At 62.2% G+C, this 13,825-nt stretch carries 15 protein-coding genes and 1 pseudogene; 8 read left to right on the plus strand and 8 right to left on the minus strand.

What is annotated here, in order from left to right; all coding sequences use genetic code 11:
* Window positions 1-10: 10 nt before the first annotated feature.
* Window positions 11-1,402 (plus strand): NCS2 family permease, encoded by a 1,392-nt coding sequence (locus ACVWZ4_RS22840; RefSeq protein ID WP_456741251.1) that lies wholly within the window; start codon window positions 11-13, stop codon window positions 1,400-1,402.
* An 8-nt stretch (window positions 1,403-1,410) separates the two neighbouring features.
* Here ACVWZ4_RS22840 and ACVWZ4_RS22845 read toward each other — a convergent pair whose 3' ends face one another.
* From ACVWZ4_RS22845 to ACVWZ4_RS22860, 4 genes are all read right to left on the minus strand, one after another.
* On the minus strand, window positions 1,411-1,632 hold the full coding sequence (locus tag ACVWZ4_RS22845) for a hypothetical protein (protein WP_456704770.1): 222 nt from the start codon (window positions 1,630-1,632) through the stop codon (window positions 1,411-1,413).
* Window positions 1,633-2,001: 369 nt separating this feature from the next.
* On the minus strand, window positions 2,002-3,381 hold the full coding sequence (locus ACVWZ4_RS22850) for a vWA domain-containing protein (RefSeq protein WP_456741252.1): 1,380 nt from the start codon (window positions 3,379-3,381) through the stop codon (window positions 2,002-2,004).
* Window positions 3,382-3,386: 5 nt separating this feature from the next.
* On the minus strand, window positions 3,387-4,334 hold the full coding sequence (locus ACVWZ4_RS22855) for an AAA family ATPase (RefSeq protein WP_456738769.1): 948 nt from the start codon (window positions 4,332-4,334) through the stop codon (window positions 3,387-3,389).
* A 147-nt stretch (window positions 4,335-4,481) separates the two neighbouring features.
* Window positions 4,482-4,682 (minus strand): hypothetical protein, encoded by a 201-nt coding sequence (locus ACVWZ4_RS22860; RefSeq protein WP_456704767.1) that lies wholly within the window; start codon window positions 4,680-4,682, stop codon window positions 4,482-4,484.
* 227 nt (window positions 4,683-4,909) lie between these two features.
* Between ACVWZ4_RS22860 and ACVWZ4_RS22865 the strand changes: the two are divergent.
* A pseudogene (locus tag ACVWZ4_RS22865) lies at window positions 4,910-5,885 on the plus strand (quinone oxidoreductase family protein).
* A gap of 39 nt (window positions 5,886-5,924) precedes the next feature.
* On the opposite strand, the gene ACVWZ4_RS22870 reads toward ACVWZ4_RS22865, so the two are convergent.
* On the minus strand, window positions 5,925-6,200 hold the full coding sequence (locus ACVWZ4_RS22870) for a hypothetical protein (RefSeq protein WP_456704765.1): 276 nt from the start codon (window positions 6,198-6,200) through the stop codon (window positions 5,925-5,927).
* A gap of 100 nt (window positions 6,201-6,300) precedes the next feature.
* The gene (locus tag ACVWZ4_RS22875) at window positions 6,301-6,909 is read right to left on the minus strand and encodes a S24 family peptidase (RefSeq protein ID WP_456735835.1); all 609 of its coding nucleotides are present in this window, start codon (window positions 6,907-6,909) and stop codon (window positions 6,301-6,303) included.
* Between the two features lie 163 nt (window positions 6,910-7,072).
* On the opposite strand from ACVWZ4_RS22875, the gene ACVWZ4_RS22880 reads away from it, so the two are divergent.
* From ACVWZ4_RS22880 to ACVWZ4_RS22900, 5 genes are all read left to right on the plus strand, one after another.
* Window positions 7,073-7,612 carry a GcrA family cell cycle regulator gene (locus ACVWZ4_RS22880; protein WP_456741254.1) on the plus strand — a complete coding sequence of 180 codons (540 nt, stop codon included), beginning with the start codon at window positions 7,073-7,075 and terminating at the stop codon, window positions 7,610-7,612.
* A 46-nt stretch (window positions 7,613-7,658) separates the two neighbouring features.
* On the plus strand, window positions 7,659-8,222 hold the full coding sequence (locus tag ACVWZ4_RS22885; RefSeq protein ID WP_456741255.1) for a hypothetical protein: 564 nt from the start codon (window positions 7,659-7,661) through the stop codon (window positions 8,220-8,222).
* A gap of 94 nt (window positions 8,223-8,316) precedes the next feature.
* Window positions 8,317-8,574, plus strand: a complete 258-nt coding sequence (locus tag ACVWZ4_RS22890) for a hypothetical protein (RefSeq protein WP_456735833.1) — start codon at window positions 8,317-8,319, stop codon at window positions 8,572-8,574.
* Window positions 8,575-8,871: 297 nt separating this feature from the next.
* Entirely contained in the window at window positions 8,872-9,057 is a 186-nt protein-coding gene (locus tag ACVWZ4_RS22895) for a hypothetical protein (protein ID WP_456704760.1), read from the plus strand.
* 147 nt (window positions 9,058-9,204) lie between these two features.
* On the plus strand, window positions 9,205-9,546 hold the full coding sequence (locus ACVWZ4_RS22900; RefSeq protein ID WP_092228872.1) for a phasin: 342 nt from the start codon (window positions 9,205-9,207) through the stop codon (window positions 9,544-9,546).
* A 92-nt stretch (window positions 9,547-9,638) separates the two neighbouring features.
* On the opposite strand, the gene ACVWZ4_RS22905 is transcribed toward ACVWZ4_RS22900, so the two are convergent.
* Window positions 9,639-10,469, minus strand: a complete 831-nt coding sequence (locus tag ACVWZ4_RS22905; RefSeq protein ID WP_456704759.1) for an alpha/beta fold hydrolase — start codon at window positions 10,467-10,469, stop codon at window positions 9,639-9,641.
* 138 nt (window positions 10,470-10,607) lie between these two features.
* Window positions 10,608-12,398 carry a ShlB/FhaC/HecB family hemolysin secretion/activation protein gene (locus ACVWZ4_RS22910; protein WP_456735832.1) on the minus strand — a complete coding sequence of 597 codons (1,791 nt, stop codon included), beginning with the start codon at window positions 12,396-12,398 and terminating at the stop codon, window positions 10,608-10,610.
* Between the two features lie 130 nt (window positions 12,399-12,528).
* Between ACVWZ4_RS22910 and ACVWZ4_RS22915 the strand changes: the two genes are divergently transcribed.
* The gene (locus tag ACVWZ4_RS22915) at window positions 12,529-13,791 is read left to right on the plus strand and encodes a FecR family protein (protein WP_456741257.1); all 1,263 of its coding nucleotides are present in this window, start codon (window positions 12,529-12,531) and stop codon (window positions 13,789-13,791) included.
* Window positions 13,792-13,825: the final 34 nt, after the last annotated feature.

A 13,825-nucleotide genomic window follows, 5' to 3' on the forward strand; every position in this document is an offset into this window, starting at 1 on the left:
GAGGACTGGGATGAACGAGATGACGAAGGCGGAGCCCGCTTCCGCAGAGCCGGCGCCGGTCCCCGTTGCAGGGCTGCTCGATCGGGCCTTTCGTCTCACCGAGCGCGGCACGAGCATCGGCCGCGAGGTGATGGCCGGAGCAACGACCTTCGCGGCGATGGCCTATATCATCGCCGTGAATCCCGCGATCATGTCCAATGCCGGGATGGATCGTGCCGATCTCGTCAGCGCCACGGCGCTGGCTGCGATCTTCGGCTCGGTGATGATGGGGCTTTGGGCCAATCTGCCGCTCGCGGTTGCGCCCGCGATGGGTTCGAACGTCATCTTTACCTATGTCATCGTCAAGCAGATGGGCATGCCCTGGCAGGGCGCGCTCGCCATGGTTGCCTTCACCGGCGTGCTGTTCCTGATCCTCAGCCTGTCGAAGCTGCGCGAGAAGGTCGCGAAGGATGTGCCGGAAGCGCTGAAGATCGGCATCCAGGCGGCGGTCGGGACTCTCATCGTCTTCATTGCGCTGCGCGGGGCCGGATTCGTCGTTCAGAACCCGTCGACCTATATTGCGATGGGATCGCTGCGCAGTCCGCCGGTGCTGCTGACGCTGTTCGGCCTCCTGCTCACGCCGGTGCTGGTGGTTCGCCGGGTGCCGGCGGCGCTGATCCTGTCGATCGTGTTGCTGACCGTGATCGGCTTCTTCGTTCCGGGCGCCAACGGCAAGATGGTGACGTCGATGCCATCGGCCTTGCTGTCCTGGCCACGCTGGCCGGCCAGCACTTTCATGGCGCTCGACGTCGGCTATCTTTTCAGCCATTTCGTCGTGGCGCTGCCGCTGCTGTTCTATTTCCTGTGTGCCGAATTCTTTTCGACGCTGGGCACGCTGATCGGCGTCACCGGCGCTGCCAATTTGCGCAAGCCCGACGGCTCGATCCCGAATGCCACCGCTGCGTTTGCGACCGATGCGACGGCATCTATCGTCGGTCCGTTGTTCGGCACGTCGGTGGTGACGGCCTATATCGAGTCGATCACCGGCGTGCAGGCCGGCGGCCGCACCGGCTTGACGTCGCTGACCGTTGCGGGGTTCTTCTTCCTCGCGCTGTTCTTCTGGCCGATCTTCGTCATTGTCCCGGCGCAAGCGACCGCGCCTGCGCTGGTGCTCGTTGGCGTGCTGATGATGCAGGGTCTCGCTCGCATCGACATGAGCGAACTCGGCAACGCGATTCCGATCGTGCTGACGCTGCTGGTCACCGTGCTGACCAACAACCTCATCAACGGAATGGCGTTGGGCACTCTCAGCTACATTGCCCTGGAAGTCACGGTCGGCCGGCGGTCAAAGATCCCAGCGATGGTGTGGGGACTGGGCGTCGTGTTCATCGCTTACGCGATCGTGACAGCCCAGATTTTCTGACGCGCGCGCTACGCTGCCAGATCCAGCAATCTACACGATCCGCGCACCAGAACCTTCCGGCCGGTGTCGGTTATCGCAGGTCCGCCGTCGCTGAACATAACAAGGCCGAGCCTGACGAGACCTTCGAGCAGATGACCCTTCGAGAGGCGACCGTTCGGCACCGGGCTGCGAAGCGTCTTCAGGGCTTCCCACTGGTCCGGTGAAAGGTCGAAATCGAAATCGGTGTTCATGTTGCCTCGATCGACAGTACCGTTCGCGCGCCCCTGTTAGCGGCGCTGCATGAAGACCATGCGACGACAATGAGTCGGGAATTCGATGCGCTGCTTGGAAACTCTCTTCACGAATTGCCGCTCGTCGTTGCGTCACAATGGTTAAGATCGTTTGGGCGCAAAGATCATCCCGCTCACTGATCACGAATTGATGATTTCTATTTGATGTTGCGTTGCGACAGCTGCAGGTGCAGGGGAAGCGTTACTGCCTCATTCTGCGACGCGATATGCTCAGAAGCCGAGGAATCGAAACAGCGCGCTCGATGAATTTCCCATCACTTCGCGACTGCAACGCCGGACCCGCGGAACTTCTGACGTCCGCGGACAGGCCTACCGGTAAATCGCAACGATGTCGGAGACGGCTCGCTCCAGCTGCTGAGCAGTGGCGCATTGCCGCACCACGCTGCAAAATGTCGCGTAACGCGGCATCTCGGAATCGCCAAAGCCCCAGGCAAGCCGTCCTTCGGGATTGAGCCAGACCAGCCGCTTCGAGCGTTCGGAGACGCGGCGCAAGATGTCGGCGCGCGGATCGAGATTGTTGCTGCGGGCATCGCCGAGCACGATCACCGTGGTCTGCGGCGTCAGCGTGCTCATGAAGTCCTTCTCGAAATCGACCAGTGACGAGCCGTAATCGGACGACCCGAAGCCGACTTTGGACATGATCTCGGCCATCGCTTCTTCCGGCGACTTCTTCTGCAGGATGTCGCTGACCTCGATCAGGTGGGAGGAGAATGCGAAGGAACGGACGTCGTCCACCACCTCGTGCAGCGAGTGGATCAGGAGCAGGAAGAAGTCCGAGACCTGCGCAACCGAGCCGGAGACGTCGCACAGCGCCACGATCTTCGGCCGCTCGCGGTGCTTGCGCTTCCATGCGGTGAGAAAGGGGACACCGCCCCAGGCAGCGTTGCGGCGAAGTGTGCGGCGGACGTCGAGATGTCCACGGCGTTGGCGCTTGCGCGGTTTCGAATAGCGCTCGCGCAGGCGACGCGCGATCTGGCGGATGAGAGCCCGCATTTCCGCGACCTGGCGCCGCTCGATGCGGGCCAGAGGCGCATTGCGCAGGATCTCGTTGCGGAGGTTTTCGGCCTCTTCGCGAGCATAGAGCGCAAGCCCTTGCGAGACGGTGTCGCGGACGGCCTCGCGCAGGGCGTCCAGTGCCGCGCGCAAGCGCTCGGCGAGTGCCGGGTTGCTTGCGGTCAACTCGTCGAGATCGTCGCGCAGGCGCTGAAGGCCCATCGCGTCGAGGATGCGGCTGGAGAAGATGCCGCGTTGGGTGGAGTAACGGATGTCGGAGAGTGAGGCTGCACCGGACGCGCTGGCGATCGCGGCAGAGATCGCATTGCGATCCTGCGACAGCAGCATCCGTGCGAGAGGACCTAATTCTTCGGGAGGCTGACCTTCGGCCGCTTCGCCGGTCGAACTCGATGAGGACGATTGATCGGAGTCCTGTGAGGCTTCGTCATCGTCGTTGGCTCCGGCTTGATCCTGAGGCGGCTCGGGTTGACTGAAGAACAGATCGAAACAGTCGCCGAGCGCGAGCTTCTCGTCCTGCGACTTGGCGAGCGTCAGAAGCAGCGCGTCGCGCAAAATGGCGCGGTCGGTGAGGCCGACCTGCGCCACTGCGCGCATCGCATCGATGCTTTCCGCGGGCGAGACATGGACGCCGGCGCCCCGCGCCGCCCGAAAGAAACGATGAAGATTTTCGCGCATCGGCGTCAACCGAAGACGTTGGACCGTGCCGCCTTGGCAATGAAGGTCGTAATCTGCGGCGACGCAGCCTCGATGTCGGCCTCGTACTTCAGGAGCACGTTGAGCGTGTCCTTGACGATCTCGGTATCAAGCTCGGACGCCTGAAGCAGCACCAGCACGCGCGCCCAGTCGATCGTCTCGCTGACCGAGGGCAGCTTCTTCAGGTCGAGCGAGCGGATCTCGTGGATGAAGCCCACCATCTGCCGGCGCAGCGTCCGGGAGATGCCGGGGACGCGGCTTTCAACGATGCGCTCTTCGAGCCGCTGCTCGGGGAAGCCGATATGCAGGTGCAGGCAGCGTCGCTTCAGGGCGTCGCCGAGATCGCGCTCGCTGTTGGAGGTGAGGATCACGGTCGGTGGCGTCATCGCCGAGACCGTGCCGAGCTCCGGGATCGTGACCTGGAAGTCCGAGAGGATTTCCAGCAGCAGCGACTCGAATTCGGCATCCGACTTGTCGATCTCGTCGATCAGCAGCACGCAGCCGCCCGGCTGCTCCAGCGCCTGCAGCAGCGGCCGCGGCTCGACGAATTCCTTGGAGAAGAACACGTCGCCGAAATCATGGAGCTGGTCGAGGGCAGCGTGCAGCGTTTGCGCGCCGCCGAGGACTTCGCCGAGCTTGTCCTTGAGGATCTGGGTGTAGAGCAGCTGTTTGGCGTATTTCCACTCGTAGAGCGCCTTGGCCTCGTCGAGGCCTTCGTAGCATTGCAGGCGGATCATCTTCTTGCCGCGCCAGGCCGCGATCGCCTTGGCAAGCTCGGTCTTGCCGACGCCCGCAGGGCCCTCGACAAGGATCGGCTTCTCGATCTGTTGCGACAAATAGACGGCGGTCGCGATCTGCCGGCTCGCGATATAGCCCTGCGCGGCGAGGCCGCTCTCCACTGCCTCGATCGCGGTCGAGGCCTTCTGTTCAGCCACGAAAGGGCGCTCCCAAAGGTCTTGCTTGAAGCTTGTTCTGCCTGCGTTCCCGGCAAAGAACAAGCCTCGTCTGGGACGGGCCTGATCCGCGCTGATGGCCACTTATTCCGTTCAGCGCAAATACTTGATGAGCGGCTGACGCCGCGATCAGTGTCGCAGCTGCCCCGGCTTGCGAATGGTCTGCCTGACCTCGGCGCCGCAATCGGCGCATTCATAGACGAAGTCGATCTTGGCCAGGCTCCAGTGCGGTTCGACCCCACGCACATGCATCGGCAGGAACCCGATGCACGTCGGACAAATCACAGGCGCGATTTCGATATCCTGACGATGCTGTACATAAGCTGGCATCTCGGCTCTCCTTCGCAGGCGACCACCAATCCCCGCGCAAAGGGTACTGCCGGTCGCCGCAGGACCGTCATCAACTCTTCCGAACAGAGGCGGAACGGCGCGGGTTTGTCGGTAGCTGTGACATTCTTGTTACGTCTTCTATACTGTAACGGGGCGGACGAAATGCCTATTTCACCGGCCGATCCGGTTTTCGGACCATCACATCACAACGATAAGGGAGCACGCCCATGACCCATGCCATTCGCTTTCACAAAACCGGCGGTCCGGACGTTCTGGTTTGGGAGGAGGTCAATGTCGGCAAGCCGGGACCAGGCGAGGCGCGCATTCGCCATACCGCTGTTGGCCTCAACTTCGTCGACATCTACAACCGCTCGGGCGTGTATCCGGCCCAATTGCCGAGTGGGCTCGGCAGCGAGGCCGCGGGCGTTGTCGAAGAAGTCGGGCCAGGCGTCACTGATCTGAAGCCGGGTGACCGTGTCGCATACGGCGCTTCGCCGCTTGGCGCCTATTCCGAGGCGCGGCTGATCCCTGCCGATCGGCTTCTGAAGCTGCCTGACGGGGTCGACGACATGACCGCGGCTGCAATGATGCTGAAGGGGCTGACCACGCAGTACCTGATCCGGCAGACCTATCGTGTGAAGGCTGGCGACACCATTCTGCTGCATGCCGCGGCGGGCGGCGTTGGCCTGATCCTGAGCCAATGGGCCAAGCATCTCGGCGCAACCGTGATCGGTACCGTCGGCAGCGATGAGAAGGCCAAGCTCGCCAAGGCGCATGGTTGCGATCACGTCATCATTTATTCGCGCGAGGATTTCGTGAAGCGCGTCGACGAGATCACTGGCGGCAAGAAGGTGCCGGTGGTGTATGATTCCGTCGGCAAGGACACGTTCCTGAGGTCGCTGGACTGCCTCGCGCCGCTCGGCGTCGCCGCGCTGTTCGGTGCGTCTTCCGGTGCGGTCGAGCCGCTCAATCTTCGGCCTGCTCGCGCAGAAGGGTTCGCTTTACGTCACCCGGCCGACGCTGTTCACCTACGCCGCCAAGCGCGAGAACCTGGTCGCGATGGCGAACGAGCTGTTCGATGTCGTGAAATCCGGCGCGGTCAAGATCGAGGTGCACCAGACCTATCCGCTGAAGGACGCCGCCAAGGCGCATGCCGATCTCGCCGCGCGCAAGACCACGGGATCGACCGTTCTCACGGTGTGATTTCGGGTGGAGCAGTGGCGCAGGTGGCCTGGGCGCGCGTCATATTTTGTCGTGCCTGTGCAGGTCGCGGACGTGATCGAGACGGTTCGCCTGGAGATCGATATCCTCAGGCGGAATTTCGGGGACGGCGGCCTCAGCCAGAATGGCTTCGGTCACGTCCTCGACGGAATCCCCCGCGATTTCGTGGACGAACGAGATGTTCTGGTATTCGCCGGAGCTGACTCGGGAGATGACTTCGCGCCTGGTGATTTCAGGGTCGACAATCGCCTCGCGACCGCGGCGCCCGTAATCGATCATCACGACGAAATACTGCATCAAACGATCCTGCCGCGCCCCGATGATCGGTGCGCGGCAGGAGTATTTCCGAAAAAAAGAATTAAGTCAAGGTGGATTTCCAAAAATCGGAAATCGCGCCTTACCGGCCTTTCTTGCGCGGGCGGGCGGACTTGGCGCGCAGCCGCTCGAGTTGGCCCTTCGGCATCGAGAGGCAGATCTCTCCGACCCAGTCGAGCTTGACGCCGACGATCGGCTTGGCGTTGAAGCTGGTGAGGTTGACGACGGAAGGTGATTTGCCCCGCTCGATGGTCTTGAGATAGCGCTCGCCGGTCTTGAGCCGGACCACGGCCTCTTCGCCGTAGAAGCTGGACAGCGGATGACGCTGGTCCTTGTAGACCACGATCACGTCGCCGCTTTCATATTTGGGCAGCATCGAATCGCCGACGATCTCGAATGCGACGGTTTCTTCCATGATCGGGAAGGGCAGCGTGACGTCCCCGAGCCCCTCCGGCGGAACCTGCTCGACGTCAGGCTCGATGACGGCGCCGGCGCCGACGCGGCCCATGATCGGCGCGAGGTTGAGCTCCAGATATTCCATGATCGGAATGATTTCCGAGGCCTTCACCAGGCGTTCGCCACCAAGGATTTCCGACACTGCTCCAGGACGCACGCCCATCGCCGCGGCCAGCCCGCCCTTGCTCTTGCCCGTCTTTTCCAGGCCCCGCTCGATCATTGCAGCGTCCAACATGATGTTTCCCTCGATTGCCGTGGCACGTGGCTCTTGTAATCCGAAATTCGGAATTGATGCAATTATGAATATCAGAATTCCGGCTTGACTTTGTATTCGGAATAACGGAATGTATGTGTCCGCCGCCGGATCGAACGGTCGGGGCGCATCACAGGACAGCAGCATGGAACCGGGCTATTGGCCGTCGGAGCATTCCGACGCGCTTCGAGACTATTTTTTCAAGGGGTGGTCGTATGCGGAGATCGGAAGGAAGATTAACGCAAGGTTTGGAACGGTTTACACGCGCAATGCGGTGGCCGGCCGGGCCAGGCGGCTGGGGCTCGGGCTCGCAGCGCCCGAACGGGTGATGAGTCCGTCGATCGTGCCGTCCTTGTCGGGCGAGCCCTCCCAGGTCGCGCCGTATCGTGCCGCGTCAGCCAGCCTGAACCTGCCGCCGCCGTCGGCATTGAAGCCGGTCAATCCGGTCAAATTGCGCTGTGTTGGTATCCGGCCGCGCCTGATCGCGCTGGTCGAGCTCGAGCAAGGCGACTGCCGCTATCCCTATGGGGGTGACAGGGAGGGAGAGGAGATCCGTTTCTGCGGCCATCCGCGTCAGCCTGGTTCGGGCTACTGCGCGCCGCATGCTCACCTGACTCGCGGTCCTGGAGCAACGTCCGGCTGTACGGCCGGTGCCGTCGTACTGAGGCTGGTTTCCGCCGCCTGACCGGCACCGCCGTCCCGTCTCATGTCAATTCGAAAGGAGCTTCCGAGTGACACGTGCCAAACGCAATATGTCCTACAAGTTGACCGGACTTCACGACCGGCGGTCGCGCGATCTGCCGTTCAACGCCGAGGTCGTGGAGATCGAGGTCGATAATCCACTGGCACTGGATAGGGACGAGAAGATCCTGGTGATGCGGTCGATCAGGAACGATCCGCTCGGCCGGCTGCACTCGCACCACCAGATCGACGAGGCGCAATATCGGGGTGGTCGGGCCTATCAGAACGACTGGGAGAGGGCGGAGCGAGGCCCACAGGCCATGGATCCGACCCGCGAATATGTCGACGGCGCACGCCTCCGCGAGCCCATGAGCGACAGCCAGCGCCAGGCTGTGCTGCGGCTGAATCGGATCGAGCACGAGCTCGGCACCGACGGTGCGGCTCTGGTGCACGACGTGCTGGTGCACGGCCTGACCATGGACCAGATCGGGCAGCGGCGCGCGGTCCGCACCCAGCGCTGGAACGACTATTTCGCCCGGCGATTTCGCGAATGCCTCGATCGGCTGGCGCTCGTCTACGGCTTCGCGACCGACACAACAGCCCGGCGCGGTTGAGCGAAAGTGCCGGCGGCTTTCGCCGCCGGCACTTGGCCTCGCGGCTCCGCTTCCGACACTCTCGGCACAGGGCGCATGGGCGCAGGAGACCAAAATGAATCTGGGCAAGATCGTCACCGTTAATGATGAGATCATCATCGGCTTGTCGCGACAGCGAAATCTCCGGTCCGGTCCATTTGCCTGCGTGAAGCCGCAATACAAGGTGACCGACTACGCTCCCGACATGGTTTTTCAGGACGCGTGCGACGAGCACGCTGAAGAAGGTCCAGCCCCTGTGTTTGCCAGTTTCCGAGCATGCCGGAAGCAACCCGAAACGTTGGTCGAATTGACAGCGATCGGGGCCATGTGGTGACTGATGCTGCTTCTTGACGCAGGTGGGTGACGACGACGCCCTATGCCTGTCATTCGGAATTGCCGTGGCGCGGTGTCGGCGAAGCATCGCTAAGTGGCTTGCACGATGAGTTGTTTCTTGTCATGGTTGCAACTTCTCGGGTCGAGCCGAGTCTGTCGAAATCTGCAGCTCGGCGTGATGGTCTGCTGAGATGGCCCTACCGAGAGTCGGTCGTCGCAATGGCGTTCGGTGACGGCATTTGGTCCTTTAGGGCTGCTGATGTACAACCCGAAGGGCCGATCCTGTCATAGGTGCGAGATGAAAAACCTCAATTTCGCGGCTGAACTGCATCTCAAGCTCGGCGCCCCCGCGACCGGTACGGTCGAGAGTCTCCGCCTGCTGCGCGCCTTTCTCAAGCTCGCTCCCCGCCAGCGTTTCGAGGTGATCAGGCTTGTCGAAGACCTCGTCACTGACGAAACGCTCCCCGAACATCCCGTGTCCTAGCAGGACCGAAAGCGCCCCGACGTTCCGCTTTGTCCATCTTCCGGACCGGGTAGACCGCCAAGCTGCAGCCCTGGCGCGCGACTGACCGCTGGAATGCGGTGCCACAAATGTGATAATCAGTCAGGAAAAAGAGGGAGGAGTGCGACCATGATCGAACCGAAGCTCGAAGTTCCCGCTGAACTGCGCGACCTGGCCGAGAAAACCATCGACCAGGCTGAGAAGGCATTCGGGATGTTTTTCGATGCCGCCACCAAGTCGATGACCTCCGTTCCGGGAGCGGGGGCAGACGTCTCCAAGCAGGCGCTCGCCTTTACTGAGCAGAACATGAAGGCAGCGTTCGAGCACGCTCGCAAGCTGGTTCACGCAACCGACCTTCAGGAGGCGATGCGGATCCAGTCCGAGTTCCTGCGCAGCCAATTTACCAATGCCGGCGATCACATGCGCCAGATGACCGGCAACTTCATGCAGCCGGGCAAGGGCAAGTCCTGATCTGGCGCGTCGCTCATGCTGATCCCTTGTCGGTTCAACCGGCAGGGATTTGCATTTTCGGAGCTCGTTCGCTCGGGCGCAAAGCTTCTTGGTCAGTAGTCGCCGGGATTCATGATCATCGGCGCGGTCGTATCGGCCGGAGCGAGTGCGCTGCTGGCGCTGTCGCGCAGGAAACGGTCAAGTGTCGCCTGAATCTTCTCCTTGACCGAGTCGGGTCCACGATCGCTCATCTCGGTGTGTTGCGCACCGGTGTGGATGATGTCGATACCACGCGCCTTCGCCTCTTCGGGCGTCGGCAGCACACCGGGATCGGTCACGAAGTGCGGATCCTTGGAGCGGAACGACAGAATCTTCATGTGGTCGTTGAGGACGAACGGCACCCTGAGATTATCGAGCGTAATGACCTTCGACACGAGCTCGGGATGCTGCCGGGCGACATACATGGAGACATCGCCGCCGTTGGAATGACCGACCAGCGTGATGTGGTCGTAATCGGCGTTTTGTTGCCGCCCCTTCAGCGTGTTCAGCACGAATAGGATGTTGGCCTCGCAACGCATATAGACCTCGCGCCGGCCGACATATGGCTGGCCGACGTGGGTCATTAAGGGGGGGTCGCTCGGCAGATCCTGCTGGATGCTGGCGACGAGATAGCCACGCGATGCCAGAACATTGGCGAGGAAGGAATATTCGGTCGCCTTGACCGTGTTGCCATTGCTGATGATGGCTACTGGAAGTTTCCAGAGGCCGAGATTGGCCTTCGTCTCATAGTCGCGGCGCACCGCGATATCCACCGAGATCGGCCGCTGACGCGAGGCGTCGAACAACGACAGCGTCTCGTGCCGGATCGCGAGCTTGCTGACGACGACATATTCGCCGGCTGCAAGGACGCAGAGAAAAGCCAGAATTCCAAAAACCCTCTTCATGGTTCCGTCTCAATCACTTTTGACTGAACATGGCTATTGGAAACGGCCCGATCGAGCGATCGTGAGCACCTCACAGGATTAAATTTAGGCAAGTCTCCGAGTGTGGCCCCAAAAGGGCCGCGTCGCGATCCCGCGGGGCTAGAGACAGCCGTTTCGTTCAGGGCGCAGCCGGAACGCGCTCGACAGGGTGAACAGGAAGCGAGGGCTGCGGCGCTCATTGTCCGGCGCCCGATAGCTCAAGGGCACGGCCACGCCAAAATCTGCCTGGAGATCGTGGGACAGAAACAACCGCACGCCGGCACCGGCCGATGTCAGCGAGAGGCCGTCGCTCAGCCGGTAACCGTCGTTCCAGACCGCACCGGCATCGCCGAAGGCGTAGAGCTGGTAGCCGCTCCAGTAACGGAAATTGAGGTTCTGGTCGAAGCGGAGTTCGAAGGAGCCGGCAAGCCCGTTGTCGCCACTGATCTCGGCCGCACCATAACCGCGGCCGAATGCTGCGCCGCCGAGATAGAATTGCTGCGAGGTGAACAGTGGCCGTGACGCGGTCTGGCTCGCTGCAGACAGCTTGAGCGACCAGGTGTCGGTCAGTGACTGGTAGCGAGTGAACCAGAAGTTCAGCACCGAGAAATTCGAGGAGGCGCCGTCGCGCGACAACAGATCATCGTCGAAATGCGAGGCACCGAAGACGTCGAGGCCCTGGCGAAAGGTCATCGTCGCAAAGTTGGTGCCGCCGAGGCCGTCCTGGAGCCGATAGTCGGCGGTGAGGCTCGCGGCCCTGATATGGTCATTGTACCAGGGCCCGTACAGATCGTGCTCCGATACATTGCTGAAGGTCGTGGCCGCAGTCAGGGTCAACGTGGAAGATCGCGATTGTAGCGGGACGACGCTGGCGCGCAGCTCGAACGCTTCGGTCGTGGTGATGTCGCTGGCGAGCCGACGCACATCGCCGGGCCTGACCGCGCTGTACAGCACTGATCCGCCGAGCCGTACGCCGTCGACGCCGACTGGAGCATCATAGGACAGCCGCGAGAAGCCGAGCTCGCGCGGGTCGTTGGCGACCGTCGACAGATTGACCGCGAGGGTGTCCCCCGGCGTTAGATAGGAGTTGAACGCGCCGGTCGCATAGGTCTGCCACGGGCCAACCGACGATGAGCCGAGATTGTCGAGCCCGAACGAGGTGAAGACGTGCCAGGACTTCAAACAGACGGTGAGGCGGAAACGGCCGGTCGCGCCGCCGATCTCCTCCAGCGCGGTATCGGTGATCCGGACTCCCGGCCAGCCGTTGATGAGGTAGAGCTGACGTTCGAGTGTTGCCAGGCGCGACGGCTGCTCTGCCAGGATCGGCCCGAGCATCGGCCTGATACCGAATTGCTCGGCGCCATCGCCTTTCAGTTCGGTCTCTACAATGGCGCCTTCGATGATTTGGATCCGGACACGGCCGTCTGCGATATCCTGCGCCGGCACGATTGCTCGGCTCAGATGGAAGCCCTGGGCACGGTAGAGATCGCTGATCGCGCCGGCAATCGCGACAAGGTCGGCCTGCGAGACGCTTTTGCCGAGATAAGGCTGGTAGGCCGCGGCGATGCGATCGGGGGAGATGGCGTGGGCGCCGCTGATATTGATTCCGCGCAGCACAAATTGCGCCTTGCTGTCCCCCGCGGCATTGGATTGGCCGGCCGAAGGGAGCTTCAGCGGGGGCCGGCTCAGGGATTCCCGCTCGCTTTGGTTTTCAAAATATTTCTCCGGCTGCCGCGGATCGAAGCCCGGGGCATGCGCCTGCTGCGCGAAACTCTGCGGAACTCCCGCGAAGATCGATGCCGCCAGCACCAGCGCGGTGAGGAGATGGCGCTTCTCAATGCGCGCAACGAACAGTTCTCCGTAGTTTGACGGAGGAGTGCCGATGAGCCGGTAAGACTTCGTTAGCTGCATGATTTTTCATATTTTTTTATGGTCAATGAATCGTTAATGCGACCGCTCTGCTGACCGTTTCCGGCTAAGTCTATGTTGAATGATTTCGGATACGCCTCGCGGCTGGCTGTCATGCGGACCGAGGATCATCATGCTGGGTAGAGTTGGAATGCGGTGTGCCCTAATCGCCGCGTTGATCATGGGAGCCGCGTCCGGTGCATCCGCTGCGGATGACGGCGTCTGGTCGGTCAGCAAGTCATCGGGGGAGGTCTGGCTTTCCACCAGTGGCGCCCAACAGGTCTCGTTAAACCAGGAAGAAACGCTGAAGCCGGGCGACACCATCCGAACCGGGCGGAACGGGCGCGTGCTGCTGGTTCGCGGCGAGGAGACGATTTTGATCTCGCCCAACTCGGTGGTCGGGGTGCCGGCCGAGAAGAAGGAGGGTCTTTCGACCACTATCATCCAGCAGGCGGGGTCGATCCTGCTCGAGGTCGAGAAGCGTAACGTCAAGCATTTCGAGGTCGAGACGCCCTATCTCGCCGCCGTGGTCAAGGGAACCCATTTCAGCGTTACAGTAGGCGCAGGCAGCACCAAGGTCGGCGTGCTCCGTGGTCAGGTCGAGGTCTCCGATTTCAAGACCGGGCAGATTGCCCAGGTCATGCCGGGCCAGGTCGCCACCGCCTTCGAGCACGGCAAGCCTGGTCTCAGCCTGAGAGGCTCCGGCACGCTCAATCCGATCGAGCAAGGCAAGCCGCGTGCCTCGACGATCGAACGCGTCCCAGTGCCGAAGTCAGGCCTGTCGGCGCCGCGCAACGCCGGGAATGGTGGTGCGATCCGCGCTCTCGGCACGGCCGACAAGAGCACCAAGGTGGCTGGCGCGCCGATGCACTCGCATCAGACAGCCAGCGCTCACGCGCCCAAGATCGGCGCCGTGCACATCTCGGGCTCGCTCGGTGAGGTCAAGCTGAACTTCCACAAGGTCACGCACGGGCTCGCCCACAACACCATCGCACCAGGACAGGTGCGAAATGCAAACGCCAGCACCGACACGGTGTGGAGCGGTAGCAAGTCGAGCACGACGACCACTGCCACCAACAGTTCCGCGATCACGGCGGTCACTGTCAGCGGCAGTGGCTCGAGTGCCGGCGCTGCGTCGACGTCGTCAAGTACAGGAGCAAGCAATGTTGCGACCAGCGCCGGTTCGAGCGCCGACGCGGCCGCCGGACCGTCGGATGGCAACGGCAATTCCGGCACCAGGAATGACAACAGCAAAACCGACGGTGATGACAGGGGCGATCAAGGCAAAGGTCACGGCGGCGCCACCGGTAACGGCAAAGGCAACAACGGTAACGGCAATGGGAATGGTGGTGGTAACGGCAACGGGAATGGGAACGGGAACGGCCATCACCACTGAGGCGATTTCCTAGAAGACGAGGGGGCGCGCCCGT

The sequence above is a fragment of the Bradyrhizobium sp. USDA 4472 genome, assembly GCF_054058595.1.

Excerpts from the sequence above, each read along its gene's own strand:
- ACVWZ4_RS22840 (WP_456741251.1), top strand. The coding sequence starts at position 11 with ATGAACGAGATGACGAAGGCGGAGCCCGCTTCCGCAGAGCCGGCGCCG.
- ACVWZ4_RS22845 (WP_456704770.1), bottom strand. The coding sequence starts at position 1,632 with ATGAACACCGATTTCGATTTCGACCTTTCACCGGACCAGTGGGAAGCC.
- ACVWZ4_RS22850 (WP_456741252.1), bottom strand. The coding sequence starts at position 3,381 with ATGCGCGAAAATCTTCATCGTTTCTTTCGGGCGGCGCGGGGCGCCGGC.
- ACVWZ4_RS22860 (WP_456704767.1), bottom strand. The coding sequence starts at position 4,682 with ATGCCAGCTTATGTACAGCATCGTCAGGATATCGAAATCGCGCCTGTG.
- ACVWZ4_RS22870 (WP_456704765.1), bottom strand. The coding sequence starts at position 6,200 with ATGCAGTATTTCGTCGTGATGATCGATTACGGGCGCCGCGGTCGCGAG.
- ACVWZ4_RS22875 (WP_456735835.1), bottom strand. The coding sequence starts at position 6,909 with ATGTTGGACGCTGCAATGATCGAGCGGGGCCTGGAAAAGACGGGCAAG.
- ACVWZ4_RS22880 (WP_456741254.1), top strand. The coding sequence starts at position 7,073 with ATGGAACCGGGCTATTGGCCGTCGGAGCATTCCGACGCGCTTCGAGAC.
- ACVWZ4_RS22890 (WP_456735833.1), top strand. The coding sequence starts at position 8,317 with ATGAATCTGGGCAAGATCGTCACCGTTAATGATGAGATCATCATCGGC.
- ACVWZ4_RS22895 (WP_456704760.1), top strand. The coding sequence starts at position 8,872 with ATGAAAAACCTCAATTTCGCGGCTGAACTGCATCTCAAGCTCGGCGCC.
- ACVWZ4_RS22900 (WP_092228872.1), top strand. The coding sequence starts at position 9,205 with ATGATCGAACCGAAGCTCGAAGTTCCCGCTGAACTGCGCGACCTGGCC.
- ACVWZ4_RS22905 (WP_456704759.1), bottom strand. The coding sequence starts at position 10,469 with ATGAAGAGGGTTTTTGGAATTCTGGCTTTTCTCTGCGTCCTTGCAGCC.
- ACVWZ4_RS22910 (WP_456735832.1), bottom strand. The coding sequence starts at position 12,398 with ATGCAGCTAACGAAGTCTTACCGGCTCATCGGCACTCCTCCGTCAAAC.
- ACVWZ4_RS22915 (WP_456741257.1), top strand. The coding sequence starts at position 12,529 with ATGCTGGGTAGAGTTGGAATGCGGTGTGCCCTAATCGCCGCGTTGATC.